This is a genomic window from Pseudomonas pseudonitroreducens (genome assembly GCF_021603645.1).
In the GTDB taxonomy this organism is placed as follows: domain Bacteria; phylum Pseudomonadota; class Gammaproteobacteria; order Pseudomonadales; family Pseudomonadaceae; genus Pseudomonas; species Pseudomonas pseudonitroreducens.
Map to the genome: position 1 here is coordinate 763,630 of NZ_BQHJ01000001.1, position 21,662 is coordinate 785,291.

At 67.2% G+C, this 21,662-nt stretch carries 21 protein-coding genes; 6 read left to right on the forward strand and 15 right to left on the reverse strand.

The annotated features are described in order from the left end of the window. Nucleotides 1-4 precede the first annotated feature (4 nt). The 8 genes from L6D89_RS03545 to phnD all read right to left on the reverse strand — a co-directional run bounded on the left by L6D89_RS03545 (nucleotide 5) and on the right by phnD (nucleotide 9,160). Entirely contained in the window at nucleotides 5-1,672 is a 1,668-nt protein-coding gene (locus L6D89_RS03545; protein ID WP_236198753.1) for a ShlB/FhaC/HecB family hemolysin secretion/activation protein, read from the reverse strand. Nucleotides 1,673-2,162: 490 nt separating this feature from the next. Further along, nucleotides 2,163-2,990 (reverse strand): phosphonoacetaldehyde hydrolase, encoded by an 828-nt coding sequence (gene phnX / locus L6D89_RS03550; protein WP_236198754.1) that lies wholly within the window; start codon nucleotides 2,988-2,990, stop codon nucleotides 2,163-2,165. 103 nt (nucleotides 2,991-3,093) lie between these two features. Then, complete coding sequence (locus tag L6D89_RS03555; protein WP_236198755.1) at nucleotides 3,094-3,954, reverse strand: LysR substrate-binding domain-containing protein; 861 nt, start codon at nucleotides 3,952-3,954, stop codon at nucleotides 3,094-3,096. Between the two features lie 41 nt (nucleotides 3,955-3,995). Further along, nucleotides 3,996-5,291 carry an MFS transporter gene (locus L6D89_RS03560; protein WP_236198756.1) on the reverse strand — a complete coding sequence of 432 codons (1,296 nt, stop codon included), beginning with the start codon at nucleotides 5,289-5,291 and terminating at the stop codon, nucleotides 3,996-3,998. Between the two features lie 127 nt (nucleotides 5,292-5,418). Continuing rightward, the gene (gene psrA / locus L6D89_RS03565; RefSeq protein ID WP_236198757.1) at nucleotides 5,419-6,507 is read right to left on the reverse strand and encodes an iron-containing alcohol dehydrogenase PsrA; all 1,089 of its coding nucleotides are present in this window, start codon (nucleotides 6,505-6,507) and stop codon (nucleotides 5,419-5,421) included. Between the two features lie 195 nt (nucleotides 6,508-6,702). After that, nucleotides 6,703-7,494 carry a phosphonate ABC transporter, permease protein PhnE gene (gene phnE / locus L6D89_RS03570; RefSeq protein ID WP_236198758.1) on the reverse strand — a complete coding sequence of 264 codons (792 nt, stop codon included), beginning with the start codon at nucleotides 7,492-7,494 and terminating at the stop codon, nucleotides 6,703-6,705. Then, the gene (phnC, locus tag L6D89_RS03575) at nucleotides 7,491-8,291 is read right to left on the reverse strand and encodes a phosphonate ABC transporter ATP-binding protein (protein ID WP_236198759.1); all 801 of its coding nucleotides are present in this window, start codon (nucleotides 8,289-8,291) and stop codon (nucleotides 7,491-7,493) included. Before phnC ends, phnE begins: the two co-directional genes overlap by 4 nt. Next, nucleotides 8,288-9,160 (reverse strand): phosphonate ABC transporter substrate-binding protein, encoded by an 873-nt coding sequence (gene phnD, locus L6D89_RS03580; RefSeq protein WP_236198760.1) that lies wholly within the window; start codon nucleotides 9,158-9,160, stop codon nucleotides 8,288-8,290. The genes phnC and phnD overlap by 4 nt, the downstream gene beginning before the upstream one ends. Before the next feature lie 111 nt (nucleotides 9,161-9,271). Here phnD and L6D89_RS03585 point away from each other — a divergent pair, with 111 nt between their 5' ends. From L6D89_RS03585 to L6D89_RS03595, 3 genes are all read left to right on the forward strand, one after another. Continuing rightward, nucleotides 9,272-10,129, forward strand: a complete 858-nt coding sequence (locus tag L6D89_RS03585) for a LysR substrate-binding domain-containing protein (RefSeq protein WP_236198761.1) — start codon at nucleotides 9,272-9,274, stop codon at nucleotides 10,127-10,129. Between the two features lie 86 nt (nucleotides 10,130-10,215). Continuing rightward, complete coding sequence (locus L6D89_RS03590; RefSeq protein WP_236198762.1) at nucleotides 10,216-11,346, forward strand: MFS transporter; 1,131 nt, start codon at nucleotides 10,216-10,218, stop codon at nucleotides 11,344-11,346. A gap of 84 nt (nucleotides 11,347-11,430) precedes the next feature. Next, nucleotides 11,431-12,318, forward strand: coding sequence for a sterol desaturase family protein (locus L6D89_RS03595; RefSeq protein ID WP_236198763.1), 888 nt, complete (start codon nucleotides 11,431-11,433; stop codon nucleotides 12,316-12,318). Here the strand turns inward: L6D89_RS03595 and L6D89_RS03600 are convergent. From L6D89_RS03600 to L6D89_RS03610, 3 genes are all read right to left on the reverse strand, one after another. Beyond that, complete coding sequence (locus tag L6D89_RS03600; RefSeq protein WP_236198764.1) at nucleotides 12,307-12,990, reverse strand: helix-turn-helix domain-containing protein; 684 nt, start codon at nucleotides 12,988-12,990, stop codon at nucleotides 12,307-12,309. The two genes, L6D89_RS03595 and L6D89_RS03600, sit on opposite strands and share 12 nt — an antisense overlap. Then, entirely contained in the window at nucleotides 12,977-13,537 is a 561-nt protein-coding gene (locus L6D89_RS03605) for a GNAT family N-acetyltransferase (RefSeq protein ID WP_236198765.1), read from the reverse strand. Before L6D89_RS03605 ends, L6D89_RS03600 begins: the two co-directional genes overlap by 14 nt. A gap of 87 nt (nucleotides 13,538-13,624) precedes the next feature. Continuing rightward, nucleotides 13,625-14,515: a LysR family transcriptional regulator gene (locus tag L6D89_RS03610; protein WP_236198766.1), complete on the reverse strand. Its 891-nt coding sequence runs from the start codon at nucleotides 14,513-14,515 to the stop codon at nucleotides 13,625-13,627. 170 nt (nucleotides 14,516-14,685) lie between these two features. Here L6D89_RS03610 and L6D89_RS03615 point away from each other — a divergent pair, with 170 nt between their 5' ends. After that, nucleotides 14,686-15,675 (forward strand): zinc-dependent alcohol dehydrogenase family protein, encoded by a 990-nt coding sequence (locus L6D89_RS03615; RefSeq protein ID WP_236198767.1) that lies wholly within the window; start codon nucleotides 14,686-14,688, stop codon nucleotides 15,673-15,675. A 42-nt stretch (nucleotides 15,676-15,717) separates the two neighbouring features. Here L6D89_RS03615 and L6D89_RS03620 read toward each other — a convergent pair whose 3' ends face one another. After that, nucleotides 15,718-16,491 (reverse strand): SDR family NAD(P)-dependent oxidoreductase, encoded by a 774-nt coding sequence (locus tag L6D89_RS03620; RefSeq protein ID WP_236198768.1) that lies wholly within the window; start codon nucleotides 16,489-16,491, stop codon nucleotides 15,718-15,720. A 190-nt stretch (nucleotides 16,492-16,681) separates the two neighbouring features. Here L6D89_RS03620 and gcvA point away from each other — a divergent pair, with 190 nt between their 5' ends. After that, nucleotides 16,682-17,599: a transcriptional regulator GcvA gene (gene gcvA, locus L6D89_RS03625; protein WP_236198863.1), complete on the forward strand. Its 918-nt coding sequence runs from the start codon at nucleotides 16,682-16,684 to the stop codon at nucleotides 17,597-17,599. Between the two features lie 218 nt (nucleotides 17,600-17,817). Here gcvA and L6D89_RS03630 read toward each other — a convergent pair whose 3' ends face one another. From L6D89_RS03630 to L6D89_RS03640, 3 genes are all read right to left on the reverse strand, one after another. Further along, nucleotides 17,818-18,162 (reverse strand): VOC family protein, encoded by a 345-nt coding sequence (locus L6D89_RS03630; RefSeq protein ID WP_236198769.1) that lies wholly within the window; start codon nucleotides 18,160-18,162, stop codon nucleotides 17,818-17,820. A 45-nt stretch (nucleotides 18,163-18,207) separates the two neighbouring features. After that, nucleotides 18,208-18,618, reverse strand: coding sequence for a hypothetical protein (locus tag L6D89_RS03635; protein WP_236170674.1), 411 nt, complete (start codon nucleotides 18,616-18,618; stop codon nucleotides 18,208-18,210). 94 nt (nucleotides 18,619-18,712) lie between these two features. After that, a complete protein-coding gene (locus L6D89_RS03640; RefSeq protein WP_236198770.1) occupies nucleotides 18,713-19,372 on the reverse strand; it encodes a hypothetical protein in 660 nt (219 codons plus the stop codon). A gap of 274 nt (nucleotides 19,373-19,646) precedes the next feature. Here L6D89_RS03640 and L6D89_RS03645 point away from each other — a divergent pair, with 274 nt between their 5' ends. Continuing rightward, nucleotides 19,647-21,575 carry an LTA synthase family protein gene (locus L6D89_RS03645; protein WP_236198771.1) on the forward strand — a complete coding sequence of 643 codons (1,929 nt, stop codon included), beginning with the start codon at nucleotides 19,647-19,649 and terminating at the stop codon, nucleotides 21,573-21,575. Nucleotides 21,576-21,662 lie beyond the last annotated feature (87 nt).

Below are 21,662 nucleotides of genomic sequence, written 5' to 3' on the forward strand. Positions count from 1 at the left end.
CTCCTCAGAAGGACCAGGTCAGGTTGAAGCCACCGGTGGTGCTGGCGGTGTCGAAGCCCTTGGGCTTGCTGATCGGCTGGCCGACGAAGACGTCGTAGGACACTCCGCGATAGCCGCCGCGCAGGCCCAGCACGTAGCCGGCCAGGTGGGTACCGATCAGGTACTTGCTCGATTGCCCGCCGACTTCGCCGTAGTCCACGCCCACGTAGGCCTCCTGGCCGGTCTGGCCGAGCGCCAGGCCGAGGTCGTTGCGGGTCAGCCAGCCACGGTCGGCGGAGAGGATCTGCTCGCCGTCGAAGCCGCGCACGCTGTAGCGCCCGCCGATAGTGAAGCGGTCCTGGGGTACCAGCGGCGTGCGGTTCCATTGCGCGCGCCAGGTGTTGCTGTAGCGCAGGCGCTGGTCGCCCATGGCGAAGGGCACGCTGAGCTGGGCTTCGGCGGTGATGATCTTGGAGCGCGAGGTGCCTTCGTCGAAGGGCTCCTCCGGCGCCGCCATGGCGTTGCGCGCTCCGGTGCCGCGGCGGTAGCCGCTGCTCAGGTAGAGGGTGGAGGCGCCGATGTACTCGGTATGGGTCAGGCCGAACGACCAGCCGGCCATGCGCCGGCGCTGGATCTCGATCTCGGTATCGTCGATCCAGTTCTTCGAGCGCCGGCTCCAGCCGCCGATGCTGGCGGTGGTCTTGCGCACGGCGTCGCGGTAGAGCATGCGGGTGAGGCTGATCTCGTCGTTCTTGCTCTCGCCGCTGTAGCTGTAGTCCTGGTTCGCCCCGGAGATGGTCTGGTGGTAGTCGTACTCGCTGGAGGTCACTCCCAGCAGCCAGTAACCGAAGGGCACCGAGTAGTGCAGGGTGTGGCCGCGCGAGCCGCGATCGCCGGAGTCGCCGCCGCCCAGGTCGTGGTTGTAGCTGAAGTAGAAGAGGTCGCTGAGGGTCAGGAAGTTGTCGAAGGACACCGAGGTGGTACCCAGGTACTTGCCGGTCTCGTCGGTGCCCGAGTCGTCCACCGAGAGGCTGAAGCGGATCGGGAATTTCTGCCGCCAGGCGATCACCAGGTCACTCTCGCCGGGCTGCGCGCCGGCGCCTTCGGCGGCGGTGATCTGGATGTCGGCGTCGGCGGTGGGCACCCGCTTGAAGTTCTCCAGCGCCTGTTCGATGTCGCGCAGGTTGAGCAGGTCGCCGGGCTTGGCGGGCACGGTGTTCCAGGCGTTGGCGCGGTGCGAGGTGTCCTCGGCGAAGCGGATCGAGCGGATACGCCCCGGCACCAGGGTCAGCGCCAGGGTGCCGCTCTTCAGGTCCTGCGGCTGCGCCAGTACGCGGGAGGTGACGTAGCCGCGTTCGATGATGGCGTTCTGGATGCGCTTCATCGTCAGGTTGATGCCGTTGGCGCCCAGGCACTGGCCGCTGGCCGGGTCGTCCTTAGGGTCGGCGGCGCGCAGGGCCCACTGGAATTGCTCGGCGGCGTCGCCGGTCAGGGTGATCTGGCGGATCGCAAAACAGGGCGCCTCGTTGCGCGGCAGGCGGTTGCCTTCCAGGCCGCTGGGCGGCAGCTTCAGGCGCACATCCGGCGAGGGTTCCATCTGCTCGCGCAGCGCGCGATCACGCTCCTGCTGCTGCAGAAGCTGCTGGGCGGGGAGCGGGTCGGCGGCGAGGGCGACGCCAGTGCAGGCACTCACGGCCAGGGAGGCCAGGATGGCCTGGCGCAGTGCGCTTCGAAGGGGGGAATCGATACCCGTCCGTGGGGTGCGTGGAGCAGGGCCGGCAGCCACCGGCAGCTCTCTACGGCAAGAGAGAAGAGCCATTTCGCGTCCTTGTGAAATATCTTGCAATAACTCGTCGAATTATGACGAAAGGTCCGGAATGCGACCGTGAATCCGTTCTAATCGCTGTAAATCCGTTGATACACCGCTATCGGATGTGTAACGCGGATATGACAGTTCCGACGGTTCGAGATGAAGGACGGAAATTTTGTTCCGAATTTTTACCGAGGACTGACGAACGGTCTGAAGTGCTATTGCCGTGATATCACGGTGTGGCATGGCCAATCTTTTGTAGGAGCGAGCTTGCTCGCGAACCGATTCTCCATGGTGATGTTCGCGAGCAAGCTCGCTCCTACAGACAGCAGAAGGCCCGCGCTGGGCGGGCCTTCTTGGTTGAACCGATCAATCAACTGCTCTGCGGCATCTCGCCCCGCGCCAGGCGCGCGTTGATATCGGCAATCACCGCCGGCAGTTCGGCGATGGTGTCGATCAGGTAGTGCGGCCGCGAGCCTTCGAACATCTGGCCGATGCGCTGGCGTTCCTGTTCCAGTTGGTGCGCCGGCAGCGCCTTGTATTGCTCATAGGTCAGGCCCAGGGCGTTGCCCGAGCATGTCAGCGCCACGGTCCACATGCCGGCGCTGCGGCCTTCGAGGATGCCCGGCCAGGTGTCGTCGACCTTCACGCAGGCGGCGACGTCATTGATGCCCAGGGCGATCACGTTGGCCAGCGCCTGTGCCGGGTGCGGGCGGCCGTTGGGCACTTCGTCGGTGGCGACCACGTGGTCGGCGACGTAGCCGTTGGTCTTGGCCAGTGCCACGACCTTCTCCATCACCACCGCCGGGTAGCCGGAGCAGGAGCCGATCTTCAGCCCACCCTTGCGCAGGGTGGCAATGGCTTCCAGAGCGCCGGGGATCAGCGCCGAATGCTCGGCGATCTTCTCGATCTGCAGCGGCATGAAGCGTTCGTAGATGGCCGTGACGTCATCGTCGGTGGGCAGATGACCGAAGGCCGCGCGGTAGCGCTCGCCGATGGCGGGGATATCGCACAGGGTGCGGATGTGGTCCCACTTGCCCATGCCCATGGGGCCGCGGGCTTCTTCCAGGCTGACCTGCACGCCGAACTCGGCGAAGGCTTCGACGAAGATCTGGGTCGGCGCGAAGGAGCCGAAATCGACCACGGTGCCGGCCCAGTCGAGGATCGTGGCTTGCAGTTGCTTGGGTTGCTGGTAATGCATGGTGATGCTCCTGTGAGGGGATTCCTGGTGAAAAGCGGAGATGAGCGCGGCCCGCCCGGCGTCATGGCAGGCTCGCGGTGTCACGGGGTATTCGGGCCGAGAATCAGGCCGTGGAGTCGAACAGCTCGGCGATGATTGGCCGCTTGCGGCGGATGCCCAGGCAGCACAGGTAGTAGTCGATGTGGAACGGCTCCTCGGCGAAGGCGATGGAGCGCGTGCCGGGCCGGTCGGCGTACTCCACCGCCGAGACGAAGCCCACGCCGATGCCGTGCACCACCGCATGGACGATGGCCTCGCGGCTGTTCAGCTGCATCGCGCAGTCCAGCTCCACGCCATGTCGGCGGCAGCCTTCCTCGACCAGTTGGCGGGTGCGCGAGGCCGGCTCGCGCAACACCACGCGCTGGCTGGCGATCTCCTGCACGCTGACCGATTCCTGCTGCGCCCAGGGGTGGTCGTCGCGCACCACCGCGAGGATCGGGCAGGTGCGGTAGAGCTGCGTGCTCAGGCGCTGGTCGAACTCCGAGAGGGCGAGGATCGCGACGTCGATGTCGAAGTTGTACAGCCGCTCCAGGGTGCCGGCCTCGCTGGTGAACGAGGTCTCCAGCTCGATGTGCGGGTAACGCTGCATCAGCGCGTAGGTCAGGCTCATGGCGATCGGCGGCGACACCGCGCCGATGCGCAACATGCCCTGCTTGCGCTGCTGGAAGCTCTGCAGCAGTTGCAAGGCTTCGTCCTCCTGGCCGAACAGGCCCTGGGTGATCGCGTAGAGCTGCTCGCCGGCCGGGCTCAGCTCGATGAAGCGCCCGCGGCGGTGGAACAGCTCCACCGAAAAGCGCTTCTCCAGGCCGCTGACCTGCTCGCTGATGGTCGGCTGGCCGACGCTGAGCAGCGCCGCGGCCTGGGTGAAGCTGCCGGTGCGGGCCACGGCGTGAAAGGAGCGCAACCACTTGTGGTACTGGTACATGAGGTCTCTCTGTGAGGAAGGCTAGGCGCATGGCCGTGCCCTCAGCGCCGGACGAACAGGGCGACCCCCGCGCTGCACACGCAGGCCGTGGTGACCACGATGAAGATCAGCGAAGTATTGCCCGTGGTGTCCAGCATGCGACCGATCAGGGGTTCGGCCAGACCCGCGAAGAGGTAGGAGGAGAAGTTCATGATCCCGGTGGCGGTACCGGCGCGGCGCGCGCCGACCAGGTCCGGGCAGAGCGCCCAGAAGCTCGACGCCGGGCCGTAGACGAAGAAGCCGCAGAGGAACAGCGCGAGCAGGCCGATGCTGCTGTGCGCCGGCAGGCTCCACATCCACAGGCTGGTGAGCGCGCCGAGCACCATGTAGAGCATGATCGCGCGGTAGCGCTTGCTGCCGAACAGGCGGTCGGAGACCCAGCCGTTGCTCAGTGCGCCGACGGCCATGCCGACCGGTAGGGCGATGGTGATCCACTTCGGGTCGATGAAGCTCTGGCCCTTCTGCCAGTCGGCGCCGAGGAAGTGCACCGGCACCCAGACGATCAGCCCGTAGCGCGCCGCGTTCTGGAAGCCCAGGGACAGTGCGGCGACCAGCAGGCGCGGGTTCTTCAGCACCGCCAGGTAGCGTTGGGTGGAGCTTTCCTCTTCACCGTGGGCCGCTTCGCTGGAGCGGTCCTCGGCATTCGCCACGCCGGTGTCGGCCAGCGGCTCGAAGCCCATGTCCTGCGGGCGTTCCCGCGCCACCAGGTAGAACACGATGCCGCCGGCGAGCATCAGCAGCACCGGCAGGCGGAAGATCCAGCGCCACTCCAGGTGCAATACGTCGATCACCACCACCGAGGTGACGTACGACAGCACCGAGGCGCAGCCGGCGGCGAACACGTAGAAGCCGTACACCTTGCCGCGCTCGGCGGCGCTCCACCAGTTCGACAGCAGGCGGCTGCCCGGCGCCCAGCCCAGCGCCTGGAAGTAGCCGTTGATGCCCCACGGCAGGATCAGGCTGCCGAAGCCGCCGGCGAAACTGGTGACCCAGTTGGCGCCGCAGGACAGCACCGCGCCCAGGCTCATGATGCGCCGGCCGCCGAACTTGTCGGCGAGGTTGCCGTTGATGGCCTGGCCGATGGCGTACATCCAGAGCATGGCGCTGGAGGCCCAGCCGAGGGTTTCCTTGCTCAGGCCGAACTCGGCCTGGATACCGGGGATGGCAAAGCCGAAGGTCTGGCGGCCGGTATAGAAGAACAGGTAGCAGAACATCGCGGCGAGCAGCATGCGCCACTGCGCCACGCGGAAGGGCGACACGGATGACTCAAGGCCAGGCAGGGTTTGTGCACGGTTCATGGCGGTTTTCCTTCTTGTTCGCTCGCGCCGGCGCAAGGCTCGGCGTGTCGGCACTCTTCTTCGGTGCAATAGGTTTTCGGTGCAACAGGAAAAGGCGGCAGCCAGGGCCGCCGGCTAAAGGGCGGCCTCAGGCGGCTTGCGAGCCGATGAAGTTGCGGCCGCGTGCGCCCTGCATGGCGAAGTCGATCATCGCTTCGGCCTCGGCGGACGTCACACCGTAATCGCCGAACTCGGTCTTGACCCCGAGGCGATGGAGGAATTCACGCAGGCGCTGCTGGGCGCCGTTGAGGTCGCTGCCGAAGACGCGCTGCAGCACGCGGTCGCGGTCGGCGTCGCGACCCCAGGCCAGGCCCAGCACCAGCGGCAGGGTGAAGGAGCAGGCGATGCCGTGGGGCAGGCCGTGGCGCAGGGTCATCTCGTAGGAGATGGAGTGGGCCAGCGCGGTCTTGGTGTTGGAAAAGGCCATGCCGGCCTTCAGCGCGGCCAGCGCCATGCGCGAGCGCAGTTCGCGGTTGCCGAGGTCCTGTTGCAGACGCGGCAGGCAGTCGAGGATGTCCTCGATGGCGGAGATGGCGAAGGTGTCGGAGATCGGGTTGGCGTTGTGGTTCCAGATCGATTCCAGCGCGTGGGACAACGCGTCCAGCCCGGTGGACACGGTGACCCCGGCGGGCACGCTGAGCATCAGGTCCGGGTCGACCAGCGCCACCTGCGGCCAGGTGCAGTCCAGGTGCAGGGAGTATTTCTTCTGTTGCTGCGCGTCCCAGATGGTCGCCCAGGGCGTCACTTCGCTGCCGGTGCCGGCGGTGGTCGGCGCGGCGACCAGTGTCTTGTGCCGTGCCGGGACGAAAGGCTTGCCGGCGGCCAGCAGGTCGAGCAGTTCGTCGAAGCGCCCGGACCCGGTGCCGACGACCAGCGCCTTGGCGGTGTCGATGGCGCTGCCGCCGCCGAGGGCGAATACCGTGCTGCAGTCGCCCGCTTCACGCCAGAAGCGCTCGTGCACGTTGCGCAGCCAGGCTACGTCGGGGTTGGGTTGCACGTCGTCGATGACGTAGGCGAGGCGGTCGCCCAGCAGGTGGCGGACGCGCTCGATCAGCCCCAGTTGTGCGGCTTCGGGGAAGGTCACCAGGGCGACCTTGCCTTGGCAGAGGTCGGCGATGCGGTCCAGGCTGCCGCCGCCGAAAACGGTGGCGACCGGATTGTGGAATCGGGCAGGCATGGGCAGTTCCTTGTTGTTGTTTGAATCTGCGGCCATGCTCGGGGCCTCGTGGTTTTCGTTCCAATCGATTGATCGCAGGTGGGCATCGGCCTGACCGATAACGGCGGGTGCGGACATCTGGCAAAACTCCAGGCATGAGCCTGCCCGGCGCGCGCCCGGAAGGCGCACGCGGCAGGGTTAAGGAGGGAGAGTGGATCAGTGCCGGCCGTTGCCCTGGATGGCGTGGCGCAGGCGGTTGGAGAGCAGGTCGGCGAGCACCACCATGACGGTGATGACGAGGATGCAGGTGGCGGTTTCCGGGTACTTGAACAGCTTCAGGCTGCTCACCAGCTCGAAGCCCAGGCCGCCGGCGCCGACCATGCCGAGCACGGTGGCCGAGCGCAGGTTGACCTCGAAGCGATAGAGCACCACGGCGATCCAGGCGGTGATCACCTGCAACGGCCGCGCGCCGGTGGCCTGCAAGGCTTCGATGGGGCCCTGGTCGATCTCCTCGATGCTCTCGGCGAAGAACTTGCCGAGCATGCCCACGCCGTGCAGCGCCAGGGCCAGCACGCCGGGGAAGGGGCCGAGGCCGACCGCCGAGACGAACACCAGGGCGAGGATCAGCTCGTTGATGCTGCGGATGACGTTGAGCAATTGTCGCGTGCCCAGGTACAGCCAGCGGTTGCCGTGCAGGTTGCGCGCGGCGAGGAAGCCCAGCGGCACCGCCAGGACGATGCCCAGCAGCGTGCCCCAGAGGGCGATCTGCAGGGTTTCCAGCGCCGGGCGCCAGAGGCTGGGGAGGATGCTCAGGTCCGGCGGCAGCGAGCGGCTGAGGAAGTCGCCGATCTGCGGCAGGCCGCTGGCCAGTTCGCTCCAGCTCAGTTGCGCGCCCTCGGCGCTCCAGTGCAGCAGGTAGAGCACCGCCAGTACGGCGGCGCCGGTGGTCAGCCAACCGCGCTTGCTGTGTGGCGTCTCGACCATCCACTGATGGCTTCGCAGGTTCATGCGCCGACTCCTGTGCCGCTGGTGTACACCGCGCGAGCCGCCGCCTGGTAGGCGGTCGCCTCGCCGCTTGGGCGTTGCTGGTAGATCCGCTGCAGCGCCGATTCATCCAGTTCCCCGGCGCTGCCGTCGAAGACCACGCAGCCGTTGGCCAGGCCGACGATGCGGTCGCCGAACTCGCGCGCCAGGTCCACCTGGTGCAGGTTGCACACTACGGTAATGCCCAGGGTGCGGGTGGCTTCGCGCAGGTAGTGCATGACCAGTTGCGCGGTCTTCGGGTCGAGGCTCGCCACCGGTTCGTCGGCGAGGATCACCTGCGGCCGCTGGGCCAGCGCTCGGGCAATGCCGACGCGCTGCATCTGCCCGCCGGACAGCGAATCGGTGCGCGCATCGGCCTTGTGTTCCAGTTCCACCCGGCGCAGGCATTCGCGGGCCAGGGCGATGTCTTCACGGCTGAACAGTTGCAGCACCGAGGCGAGAGTGCCGACGCAGCCCAGGCGCCCGGTGAGCACGTTCTTCAGCACCGACAGGCGCGGCACCACGTTGTGGTGCTGGAAGATCATCGCCACCCGGCGGCGCAGTTCACGCTGGTCGCGGGGCAGCAGCGCATCGACCCCGGCGACCTGCAGCGTGCCGCTGTCGGCCTGCGCCAGGCGGTTCATGCAGCGCAGCAGGGTGGACTTGCCGGCGCCGGACTGACCGAGGATCACCACGAACTCGCCGGCCTCGATGCGCAGATCGATCCCGCGCAGCACCGGGTTGTCGCCGTAGCCCTTGGTCAGTTGGGCGACGCGGATCATTTCAGGCTCCGCAGGTCGAGGTCGAGCACCTTGGCGGTGTCGCGCACCACGTTGTAGGCGGCGTCGTTGGTCGGCTGGAAGCCATTGAGCAGGCCCTGGTCGCCCCACGGCACGTCCTTGATCGAGGCGAACGCGGCGACCAGCTTCTTCTGCAGTTCCGGGTCGAGGTTCTTGCGCCAGACCATGGGCGATTCGGGAATGTCGTCGGATTTCCAGACCACCTGGAAGTCGTCCTGCTGCACCTGGCCGGCGCTGATGGCACCAGCGAGTATGCGGTCGGCCACGGCGGCGGCATCCACCTTGCGGTTCTCCACGGCGAGGATGCTGGCGTCGTGGGAGCCGGAGAAGATCACCCGCGAGAACAGCGCCTTGGGGTCATGCCCGGATTGTTCCAGGCCGGCCTTGGGGAACAGGTGGCCGGAGGCCGAGCTGGGGTCGACGAAGGCGAAGGTGTGGCCCTTGAGGTCGTCCAGGCTGCGGATGCCGCTGTCCTTCCGGGCGATGATCAGGCTGTGGTAGGCGCTGCTGCCGGTCTTCTTGGTCACCGCCACGGCGAAGGCGTCGGCGCCGGCCACCTGGTTCGCCAGCACGTAGGAGAACGGCCCGAGGTAGGCGACGTCCAGCTTGCCGGCGCGCAGGGCTTCGATCACGCCGTTGTAGTCGGTGGCCACGAAAGGCTTCACCGGCATGCCCAGGCGTTCCTGCAACTGGTCGAGCACCAGCTGGCTGCTCTTGATCATGGCCTGGGAATCCTCGGAGGGGATCAGGCCGATGGTGAGGGCGTCCTGCGCCTGGGCGGTCGACAGCAGGGCGGAGGCGAAGGCGAGCGGCAGCACGGCGAAGCGGAACAGTCTGGTCAGCGAAGTCATGGCGTTACCCGGAGGTTGTGTTCGGTAGCGCCAAAGCTAGGGCTGTCATGTGACAGTCACGCCATCAAATCAATATGGGTTTGCACGCAAATCCATTGATAGGAGCTATGGATGTCCACCGCCCGCCTGCGCACCTTCCTTGCCGTCGCCCGCCACGCCAGCTTCAGTGCCGGCGCCCGGGCCATCGGCCTCAGCCAGCCGACGGCGACCACGCAGATCCAGGGCCTGGAGCGCGAATTCAACGTCGAGCTGTTCCATCGCCGTGGCCGGCGCATCGAGCTGACCGCCGTGGGTCGCGACTTGCTGCCCATCGCCCAGCAGATGTCGATGCTCGAATCCGAGGCGACCAACCTGTTGCGCGATTCCGGCCAGCTCAATCGCGGTCAGCTGAAGGTCGGCGCGGTGGGGCCGTTTCATGTGATCGAGATGGTCGACCGCTATCGCCGCGACTATCCGCAGATCGACGTGTCGATCCGTATCGGCAACTCGGCGTCGGTGCTTGCCGACCTGGAGAACTACGTGACCGATGTCGGCGTGCTGGCCGGGCTGCATGACGACCCGGCCTTCGTCGCCGAGCTGTATGCGCGGCACCCGGTGATCCTCTTCGCCCACGCCGAACACCCCTTTGCCCGCCACGACGCGGTGCCGCTGCAGGCGCTCCAGGGCCAGCCGCTGTTGCGCCGCGAGCAGGGCTCGACCACCCGCGTGGCCCTGGAGCGGGTGCTGGAAGCGGCGGATGTCACCCCGCGCATCGCCATGGAGATCGGCAGCCGCGAGGCGCTGCGCGAGGCGGTGATCCGTGGCATCGGCATCGGCGTGGTGTCCGAGGCGGAGTACATCGCCGATCCACGCCTGAAGGCCATCCGCATCATCGGCGACCCGGCGTTCACCGAGACCTACCTGTACTACCTGGCTGAGCGTCGCAGCAGCCAGGTGATCGCCTCCTTCCTGCGCACACTCGCGCGATAGCACAGCCGTCGGGGTGGGCGTAAGGCTTGTCTTGCGGGTCGGGGGGCGGGTTATCCTGCGGCCCCCGTCGCCGTCACGAGACTGTCATGTCGTCCGCTGCCGAGCAGGCGCCACTGCGCCGCGCCGATCGAGATTCGCGCAACTCCGCCCAGGTGCTCGGCCTGTGCCTGCCCGCCGACGTGCTGCTCTACCTGCTGCTGCCGATGTACGCGGCGGACTTCGGCGTGACCCTGGTGGAAGCGGGCATCCTGCTGGCGGCCAACCGCCTGGTACGCATCGTCGGTTATGGCTGGGTGGTGCGCTTCTACGCGCGCCATGGTGACCGCGCCGCCTGCAGCCTCGCAGCGTTCGCCACGGCGTTCTGCGCGCTGGCCTCGGCAACGCTCTCCGGGTTTGCCGTACTGCTGGTGTTTCGCCTGGTCTGGGGCCTGTGTTTCGCCACCTTCAACCTCAGCACCCAGACCCTCGCCACCGCTGAAGCGCAAGGCGCCGCGCGGCGCGCCGGCCGCTCGCGGGCGACCTTGTCCATCGGGCCGATGCTGGCCCTGCCGCTGGGGGCGGTGATGGCCCAGGCCTTCGGGCCGCGCAGCGTGTTCTTCGTACTCTGCGTGGCCGCCCTGTGCGGCCTCTGGCGCGCTCGTGCGCTGCCGGCCACGGGGCACGAGATTCCCGTCAGCAGCGGTCGCCGTCTGCGCCTGCCGGACAGCATCGCCACCTGGTCGTTCATCGAAGGCGTGACCCTGGACGGCCTGTTCATCTTCGGCCTGTCGCTCTACGCGCAGACCCATCTGGGCGGCACCGGCGTACTGGTGGCGGGCATCCTGATGGCGGTGCGTTATCTCAGCGAGATGCTCTTCAGCCCCTTCGGCGGGCGCCTGGCGGACCGCTTCGGCGCGCTGCGCATGCTGGTGATCCTGTCGCTGGCCACCTCGCTGGCGCTGCTGATGTTCGGCAGCTACTGGCTGTTCGTCGGCGCCTTCTTCGTGCTGGTGTTGCGCGCGTTGCAACTGCCGCTGGTGGTCACGCTGGTCGCCAGCCGCAATCCGCAGGCACGCATCCAGGCGCTGGCCGGCAATGCGGTCTGGCGCGACATCGGCGCCGGGCTCGGACCGATCCTTGCCGGCGTGCTGCTGCCGCAGGTGCCGGCGATCTGGGCCTACGCCGGCGCGGCGCTGATACTGGCACTCAGTGCGCTGGGGTGTGCCTGGCGGCGTTGATCCGGCGAGATGCGCGGATTGTTCAAGCGCCGGTGACGCAGCAACGGGAACACTGGCGACTCCCACCTGCACCGGAGTTGCCCCATGCGACACCTCTACGCCCCCGCGTTGTTCTTCGGCTTCATCGGCCTGGCCCTGTACCTGGTCGGTGAAGGCGTATCGCTGCTCTGCCTGCCGGCGCTGTTGCCGCTGGCGATCCTGCTGGCCTTTCTTGCCGAGCGGTTCTGGCCGTATCGAGCGGGCTGGAACGAGAGTCACGGCGATGGCGCCCGCGACCTGGCCCACGCGCTGGTCAACGAGACGCTGAACGCCCTGGGCATTGCAGCGATTCCATTGCTGGCCCTGTGGCTGCCGCACGTCGAACTGTGGCCGACGGATTGGCCGCTGGCGCTGCAACTGCTGGTGGCGCTGCTGATCGCCGATCTCGGCATCACTCTGGTGCACTACGCCAGCCACCGTTCCGCACTGCTCTGGCGTCTGCACGCGGTGCACCACAGCGTGACGCGCATGTACGGCTTCAACGGCCTGATGAAGCACCCGCTGCACCAGATGCTCGAAGCCCTGGGCGGCACGCTGCCGCTGCTGTTGCTGGGTATTCCCGTGGAGGTTGCGGCGCTGCTGGCGTTCGCCATCGCGATCCAGTTGCTGCTGCAGCACAGCAACGTGGATATGCGCATCGGCGCGCTGCGCCATGTGTTCGCCTGGGCGCCGCTGCACCGCCTGCATCACCTGAAGTACGGCACCACGGGGGATGTGAACTTCGCGCTGTTCTTCAGCTTCTGGGATCGCCTGCTGGGCACCGCGCTGTACCTGCCGGACTATGAACTGGCGGAGGATGACCTGGGCATCGGTGATCGGCCCGATTACCCGGCCGCCTACCTGGAGCAGATCGCCGAGCCGTTTCGCCGCTCCGATGCAGCGCATCCACCGGCACCATTGCCGGCAGAGCTGCGCCGCGCGCTAGTCGATTAGCCGCAGCTTCAGCTGGCGCAGCGTCAGGTCGGCGCGAATGCCGAACTGGCTGCGCACGCTGCGCGAGAAGTGCGCGGAATCGGCGAAGCCGGCGGCGATGGCAGCGCTGGTCAGGCTGTCGCCGGCCATCGCGAGGCGCAGTGCCTGGCGCAGCCGCTGCCAGAGCACCAGGCGGCGTACCGACAGCCCCAGTGTGCCGCTGAACAGCCGCTCCAGTTGGCTCAGCGAGAGCGCGGCTGTCTCGGCCAGTTCCTGGGCGGGCAGGGCGCCGTCATCCAGCGCGCGGATGCGTTGCAGGGCTCTATCCAGGCGCGGGTCGAGCTCGCGGCGCGGCAGCTCGCGCAGGCATTGCGCGAGGGCCGGCAGGTTCGGCCCGGTGTTGAGGCACAGCTGCTGCAGGTCAGCCAGCTCGAACGCCAGCGGCTCGGCGAACAGGGTGACGGCGCGCTGGTCGCCGTCGAGGATCGCGTGGCGCTGGTTGGAGGCGATCACCAGCAGCGAGGCCTGCTGTGGCTGGTCGTCGAGCAGCGCCTTCACCTCACCCTCGCAAGCCATCAGCAATTGATGCGCGTAGTGGGCGTGGGCGCGTGCGTGCCCGGTGGTGCCGGCGACGAGGCAGAAGTCTGCGCTGAGCCACAGTTCGCCCTGCCAGGCCCGTTCAGTCGGCTGCATGGCGTGCCAGCCACTCCTCGCGCGTCAGCTCCCAGGTTTCCCGTGGCAGTACGCCACTGACGAAGTGGCCTTCGTCGCGGCCCACCAGGCGCATGCCCTCGCGTTCGGAGATACGCCGGGAACCTTCGTTGACGATGGCCTTGGGCACCTGCATCAGCGGCTTTCCCAGCGTCTCGAACCAGAAGCGATTGACCGCATCGCAAGCCTCGCCCATGTAGCCGCGCCCCTGGCAGGCCGGCGCCAGCCAGAAGCCACGGTGATTGCCCGGCTGGTCGAACAGCGAGATGTTGCCGATGGCGTCGTCCGGCGTGCTGGCAAGGCGGATCATCCAGTGCCATTCCTCGCCACGGGCCATGGCCGGTAGCACCCAGTCGCGTACATAGACCAGCGCGCCGTCGGCCGGATAGGGCCAGGGCACGCGGCGGTCGAGGTAGCGCACCACTTCCCAGTGCGGGAACAGGCGCTGGATGGTCGGCGCATCGCTCAGTTGCACGGGCGTCAGCAGCAGGCGCTCGGTGCGCAGGGTGGGCGGGCTGTGGCTATCCATGGCGGCTCCTGTTTCTTCGCCGACAGTCTGCCGGTTCCTGGCGGCCGCTGGCCAGCCCCGGGCAATGCCGGCGCCACCCGGCCAGGTTCAGGCCGGGCGACCGAAAGCGGCGCTGGCGAAGTCGAGGAAGCTGCGCAGCTTGGGCGTCAGGCGACGGTCCGGGGCGTAGAGGATGTGCATCGGCGAGGCCGGCACGCTGTATTGCGGCAACAGATGAACCAGCGTGCCGTTGCGCAGTGCCTCGCCAACCAGCTCCCGAGGCTGCAGCACCACGCCCAGTCCGGCGATGGCGGCGGCCAGCAGCGGGTCGCCTTGATTGATCGTCAAACGGCTTGTAATCGGCACCTCGATACGTCCTTCCGGGCCGTCGAAAGTCCAGCTCGATCGGCCATCGGAAAAGGCGAAACCCAGGCATTCGTGCTGGCTCAGGTCCTCGGGGGTGCGGATCGCCGGGCGGCGCGCGAGGTAGGCGGGGGCGGCGCACAGCAGCAACTGGTACGGCGCGAGGGCGACGGCCTTGAGGCGGCTGTCGGCCAGCTCGCCGATTCGGAACACCACGTCGTAGCCGTCGTTGACCAGGTCCACCAGTTCGTTGGCCAGTGTCAGGTCCACCGACACCTGCGGATAGCGCACCATGTACTCCAGCAGGCGTGGCGACAGGATGCGCATGCCGAAGGTCACCGGCGCATTGATCCGCAGCCGCCCGCTGGGCGTGCCACGAGTTTCCGCAGCCAGGTTCTCCGCCGCCTCCATGTCCGCCAGGATCAGCTTGGCGCGCTGGTAAAAGGCCCGGCCAAAGTCGGTGAGGCTCTGGCGCCGCGTGGTGCGGTTGAGCAGCGACAGGCCCAGGTGCTGTTCGAGCATCTTCACCTGCTTGCCTACCAGTTGCGACGACAGCTGCAGTTCTTCGGCAGCGGCGCTGAAGGAGCCCAGTTCCACCGCCTTGACGAAGACGGCCATTTGTTCGAGGCGGTCCATTACAAACCCTGCGTTTCAAGTGTCCGCCCATCCTAGGCCTTTATCCGCAGCGGACCAACGCCTAGATTTCTCCCCATGTCGCGGACGGTCGAGCACCGTTGCAGGGACTTTCTACACTCCCATTCCGGCCGGCGCTTTCGTCCCGGCCCCCGATCGAGAAGAGGTTTGCCATGGCCCGCATTGTCAGAATCCACCAATACGGTGACGCCAGCGTCCTGAAACTGGAGGCGGTGGATGTACCTGCCCCGGCGCCGGATGAAGTACAGATCGCGGTCAGGGCCATCGGCCTGAACCGTGCCGAAGTGATGTTCCGCAACCACGCCTACCTGCAGGAGGCCGAGTTCCCCAGTCGTCTGGGCTACGAGGCGGCCGGCGTGGTGAATGCGGTGGGCAGTGCCGTGAAGAATGTCGCGGTCGGCGATGCGGTAAGCCTGATCCCGCCGCTGGATATCGCCCGCTGGGGCACCTACGGCGAAGTGGCCAACGTGCCGGCGTACCTGGTGGTGAAGCACCCGCAGAACCTCAGCTTCGAACAGGCCGCGGCATCCTGGATGCAGTACGTCACCGCCTGGGGCGCGCTGGTGGAGCAGGCGAAACTGTCGAAGGGCGAGTTCGTGCTGGTCACCGCGGCATCGAGCAGCGTGGGGCTGGCCGCCTTCCAGATCGCCCGCATGGTCGGTGCCACCTCCATTGCGGTGACCCGCACCCAGGCCAAGAAGCAGGCGCTGCTGGAGGCGGGCGCCGATCACGTGATCGTCAGCGATGACGAGGATATCGTCGAGAAGGTCATGGCGCTCACCGGCGGGCAGGGCGCCCGCGTGGTGTTCGACCCGATCGGTGGCCCTGGTTTCGAGGTGCTCACCCAGGCCATGGCCCGTGGCGGCATCCTCCTCGAGTACGGCGCACTGAGCCCGGAGCCGACGCCGTACCCGCTGTTCACCGTGCTCGGCAAGAGCCTGACGCTCAAGGGTTACCTCTACGCCGAGATCGTCGCCGACCCGGCGGCGCTGGAGCGCGCCAAGGCGTTCATCGTCAAGGGCCTGGAGTCCGGCGCGCTGAGCCCGGTGATCGCGCGGACCTTCGCGCTGGAGCAGATCCAGGAGGCGCATCGCTTCCTCGAAGCCAACCAGCAGGTGGGCAAGATAGTCGTCACGGTCTGAGGCCGGAGCAAGGCAAACGGGCGCCTTGCGGCGCCCGTCTGGTCACTGGCGGCCGGCGGTGACGCCGCCGTCCACTGGCAGCACGGTGCCGGTGATCCACGAGGCCTCGTCGGAAGCCAGGAACAGCATCGCTGCCGCCACGTCGCCCGGCTGGCCGTTGCGCCCCAGCGGGTGGAAGGCATTGAAGGTCGGCAATACCTGCCTGACCTGTTCGGCATCCATGAAGGTGCCGTAGACCGGCGTTTCCACCACGGCCGGGGCCACGGTGTTGATGCGGATGTTCGAGCCGGCCAGCTCCATGGCCAGGTTGCGGGTCAGCGCATGCACGCCGGCGTTGGCCGCGGAGTAGGCCGCCGAGGGCGTGGCGCCGATGGCCTGGATGGCCCATAGCGAACCGGTCTGCACGATGGCGCCGCCGCCGCGCTGCAGCATGGCCTTGGCTGCCGCCTGGGCCATGAAGAACTTGCCCTTGAGGATGGTATCGAGGAAGGCGTCGTATTCCTCCGGAGTGACTTCCAGGAACGGCTTGGGCGTGAAGATGCCGGCGTTGTTGATAAGGATGTCGACGCCGCCGAACTCGCGCTGCGCCAGTTCGACCAGGGCCTGGGCGGTGGCCGGGTCGGCGATGCTGCCGGCGAGGCTACGCACGCGCTCGCCGCTGGGGTCGATTTCACGCGCTGCGGCTTGCAGCTTGGCGCCGTCGCGGCCGCCGATGACGACGCTGGCGCCGGCCTCGACGAGGCGCCGTGCGACTTCCTTGCCGATGCCTGAACCGCCGCCGGTGATGATGGCAACCTTGTTAGAAAAACTATTCATGGTGGAAGTCCTCGCTGTGGCCGCTGGCCGCTGGCCGCTGGCCGCTGGCCGGTGATCGGAAGAAGCCGTCGTTCAGCGCTCAGTAGCCTTTTGCTGGTCGCTTGGGATGGCTTTGTGGGGTAAATTGTCGATCTCGGCGAAGTGGCCGACAACGCACAAGTTCTTCCTGATCGACATAGAAAATCTATCGATGACAACCCCGGCTTACCTGAATGCCCTGCGCGCTTTCGAAGCGGCGGCCCGGCACCAGAGTTTCTCCGCGGCGGCAACGGAGCTGAACGTCACTCCGGCGGCTGTCGGCCAGCAGGTTCGCCACCTCGAATCCTGGCTGGGCGTTGCCCTGTTCACCCGCGCCGCCAGTGGCTCGGCGCGGTTGCAGCTTACCGAGGTAGCGCGCGCCGCCTTGCCGGATATCCGCGAGGGCTTCGAGCGCCTGGCGCTGGGCCTGTCGCGGCTGCGCGACGCCAGTGTCAACACAGGACTGACGGTCGCTGTGAGCCCGGCCTTCGCGTCGAAATGGCTGCTGCCGCGAATCGAGGGTTTTCAGCAGGCGCATCCCGAACTGGACGTACTGCTGGACACCAATGCTCGAGCCGTCGACTTCCAGGTGGATCGCATCGACGTCGGCGTGCGCTACGGGCGCGGGCGATGGCCAGGGCTGACGGCAACGCGGCTGATGGAGGAGACGATCTTCCCGGTGTGCGCGCCGGACTTCGCGTTGCTCAGGAATGGCAAGCTGTCGGCTCTTGCGCTGGAGCGAGCCACGCTGATCCACGATCTGTCGATGGCCCACGACCCGGATTTCCCGACCTGGCGCCGCTGGCTGGATGCGGCGGGCTATGCGCAGGTGCAGGCGAGCCATGGCCTGCGCATCAACAATTCGGCGGCGGTGCTGCAGGCGGCGATGGAGGGGCAGGGGTTGGCGCTGGCGCGTAGCGTGATGGTGCGCGACGACCTGGCGGCCGGGCGGCTGATCCGCCCCTTCGCCGATCGGGGCCCGGCTTGCCCGCTGACCCAGGCGTATTACGTGGTCTATCGCCCGGAGTGTGCCGAATTGCCCAAGGTGCGGGCGTTCCGCGACTGGTTGCTGGCCGAGGCGGGGCAGTGAGGCGGAGCGGCCAGCTGGTGCCAGACTCCCCGGGCGCGCCAGCGACGAACTGCGCTTCGATCCAGGCCTTGAACACTTCGCTGGTGGCCGGGCTGTAGCGCGCCGACAGCAGGAGACGACACCACGCATGAGGCCGGATGGTACCGACTGTGACGACCAGCAGGACGTCCTGCACGCGCTGCTGGTGCTCCTCGGCGGTACTCGTATGCGCGCCCCGCTCAGCTGGTGGTGCGCTGGGCGAAGGCCAGGTGATAGCCGTTGCAGTCGCGCACGCCGAACTCCCGCGAGCCGTAGGGCATGTCCTGCAGGGGCCAGGCGATCTGTGCCCGGTCCTGCACGGCGGCGAAGTAGCCGGCAACGTCCGCGAGTTGCAGGTAGACCGTCCCCGAGCACGCCACTTCGCCGCCCCACAGATCCTGGGCGGTGAACAGCAGGCGGCAGTCCTCCAGTTGCACGCTGAGCGTACCCTGTGCGGAGTCGGTCACGCTGAAGCCGAGCGTGTCGCGGTAGTGCTCGCGGGTGAGATCGAGGTCGTGGCAGCGCAGCAGCAGGGTCAGCGACATGGGAGCTCCGGAGCGGGCGGTGGAGCGGCGATCATGTCACAGGGTTCAGCGCAGAATCACCCGCAACAGCGAAACCAGCGCTGCGCCGATCACGGGCGACATCCAGATGCCGAAGGTCTGCAGGATGAATTGCCGGGCGTAGGTCAGCAGTCCCATGTCCGCAGAGGGTACTCCGAGCCGGTGCCGGCAATAGCCGAGGACGGCCACGATGAAGCAGGCGCCCGCGAGTACCCCGAGCGCTCGCCAGAGCGGCCCGCGCTCGCTGGCATAGGAGAGCAGCGCGCCACAGAGCGCGCCGCTGAGTGCCACCAGAATCTCGAAGATGAACTCGGGTTCGACAAACCAGCGTTTGCCGTGCAGCCCGATCGCATCGCCGAGCTGCCAGCCGGCGACACTGCCCAGAACCAGCGCCAGGGTGAGCCACGGAAAGCGGCGCGAAGCCTTGCTGTTCTGCATCGGGGAGAACCCCTGAGAATCATCGGTGAAGGCAAACCAGCAGTATAGCGAGCGTGCCCGCGCCCATTGCTTCAGCGACGGATGGTGCAAGTGGTCACTTGCGCAGGATATAGACCCGCACCCCGTCCGCGCCGGGGATCACGTTGTAGTGGCGGATCTGCGCGAAGCCCAGGCGCTGGAACTCGCGCTCCAGGGTGTGGGCGCTCGGGAAGTCCGGGCCGTCGGAATGCGGCTCGGAGCCGCAGGGGCAGGGCCCGGACGCTGGGGCGGCGGGGCTGCCCTGGCCGACTCGGGCGAAGAGGATCACGCTGTCGCGGGTGACCGGGATCCATTGGTTCAGCAGCCGGATGTTCTGTCTGTTGCAGGCAGTCTGGGGGATTTCCGGAAGCAGCAGGCAGTCGACCGAGCCCTTGCGCAGTTCGGCCTGCTCCTGCGGGGCGGGCAGGTCCCTGATCCGCCGCTTCATGGCCTCGGGCAGCTTGTTGTGGGCTTGCTCCAGCGAGTCGACGGACGGGCAGGTTGCCACGATGATGCGATTGCTGTGCTCCAGCAGCACCGGCCAGGCGGCGCCCGGCGACCGCGATACCTCGAGCATCAGGATCGGCTCCTCGGCCATGCGCAGGGCCAGGCGCAGCAGGCGCTTCTGCCGCCACTGGCGAATCCGCTGGCAAAGACCGCCGCCGAGCGAACGGCCGGCAAGGGCATCGCGCTCGTGAGCGGGAGAGGGGGCGAACAGGCGTTGGGGTTCGTTCATGGGGTGCGGACTCGTCAGTTACCGCCATTGTCGAATCGCGCGATCAAGGTCTCGTCAAGGACATGTGAAAAAGTCGTGGAGCGGGACTTTTCGTGCGCCAGTGCCGTCGCCTGAACGTGATCGCCAGCGGATCATCGGCAATTCACGAAACCGGCAGCTCCATTTGACGATTTCTTTTCCTTTCGCCTTGTACTGTCACGCCCCGGCTGCCGGCACCGGCGCTGACCTGCGCCGCATCGTGTAGCGCAGGAAGAACCACTACAAGGGACACCCCATGCAACTTTTCCGCTCGGCACCGACGCGCTTCCTGGCGCTGGTCGCCTTGCTCTGGCTGATCGTCTTCTTCCTCACCCGGTCGGTCCTGCTGATTGGCCACCTGCCCGAGGTGGGCTCGGCGCACCTGGCGGTCTTTGCCATCGGCCTGCTGTATGACCTGAGTTTCCTGGTCTATGCCCTGCTGCCGATGGGCCTGGTCCTGCTGCTGATGCCGGCGCGGGTCTGGCGCAGCGCTGCCTGGCGCTGGCTGCTGACGGCCACGCTGTTCGTCAGCGTCTACGTGATGCTCTTCACGGCGGTAGCCGAGTGGCTGTTCTGGGATGAGTTCGGCGTGCGCTTCAACTTCATCGCGGTCGATTACCTGGTGTACTCGGACGAGGTGCTCAACAACATCCTCGAGTCCTACCCCATCGGCCTGCTGCTGAGCATCCTGGCAGCGCTTTCCCTGGCCGTGACCCTCGTGCTGTTCAAGCCCCTGCGCCGCCTCGCTACAGCCGAAGTGCCGTCCCTGCCGCGGCGCCTGCTGGGCTGTGCCGCGTTGCTGGCACTGGCGCTGGTGGCCGGCCTGCTGGTCGACCAGGATTCCCCGCGCGGCCAGGACGGCAACACCTATGCCCGCGAGCTGGCGAGCAACGGGCCGTACCAGTTCTTCGCCGCATTCCGTAACAACGAGCTGGACTACCCGCAGTTCTACGCGACCCTGCCGGCCGGGGAAGTCACCCAGCAGATTCGCGCGGAGCTGGCCGAACCGGGCGTCCGCTTCACCGGCAGCGAGCCGATGGATATTCGCCGCAGCATCGTCAGCGCCGGCGCGGCAAAGCGCTACAACATCGTCCTGGTGACCATCGAGAGCCTGAGCGCCAAGTACCTGGGCAGCAACGGCGACGAGCGCGACCTCACGCCGAACCTCGACGAGCTGCGCCGCAACAGCCTCTATTTCAACAACTTCTACGCCACCGGCACCCGCACCGACCGCGGCCTGGAAGCCATCACCCTGTCGATCCCGCCGACGCCGGGGCGCTCCATCGTCAAGCGCGTCGGCCGCGAAAGCGGCTTCGCCAGCCTGGGCCAGCAATTGAAGAACGTCGGCTACGACGCCGTGTTCCTGTATGGCGGCCGTGGCTACTTCGACAACATGAATGCCTTCTTCGGTGGCAACGGCTACCGCATCGTCGACCAGTCCAGCGTCCAGGAAGCGGATATCCACTTCAAGAACGCCTGGGGCATGAGCGACGAGGACCTCTACGCCCAGGCCATCAAGCTGGCGGATGAGGACCACACTCGCCAGCAGCCGTTCCTGCTGCAACTGATGACCACCTCGAACCACCGCCCGTACACCTACCCGGACGGCCGCATCGACATCCCTTCGGGCGAGGGGCGCGACGGCGCGGTGAAGTACACCGACTACGCCATCGGCCAGTTCCTCAAGGCGGCCAGGAGCAAGCCCTGGTTCGACAACACCCTGTTCGTGTTCGTCGCCGACCACACCGCGGGCAGCGCCGGCAAGGAAGACCTGCCGGTGGCGAACTACCAGATCCCGCTGTTCATCTACGCACCCAAGCTGCTGCCGAGCGGGGAGCGCGCGGAACTGGCCAGCCAGCTCGACTTGGCACCCAGCCTGCTGTCGATCCTCAACCTGAGCTACACCTCGACCTTCTACGGTCGCAACCTGATGGCGCCGAGCGCTCTGCCACCGCGAGTGGTGATCGGCAACTACCAGCACCTGGGCCTGTTCGACGGCCAGGACCTGGCGATCCTCAGCCCGCGTGGCGAACTGCGCCGGCACAACCAGGCACTGGGGGCGAGCACGGAGGTGACGGCGAACACCGGCGACCCGCTGGTGGACCGGGCGATCAGCTACTACCAGTCGGCAAGCTACGGCTTTACCCATCACCTGCTGGACTGGCAGCCGACGAAGGGGCAGTGACTGCCCCCAGCCGATCACCGCTCGGCATGGTTGACTCTCCCCTCAGGGGGAGGCTTTAGGCTCGGCTCGCTTTCACCAGGAGTTGAG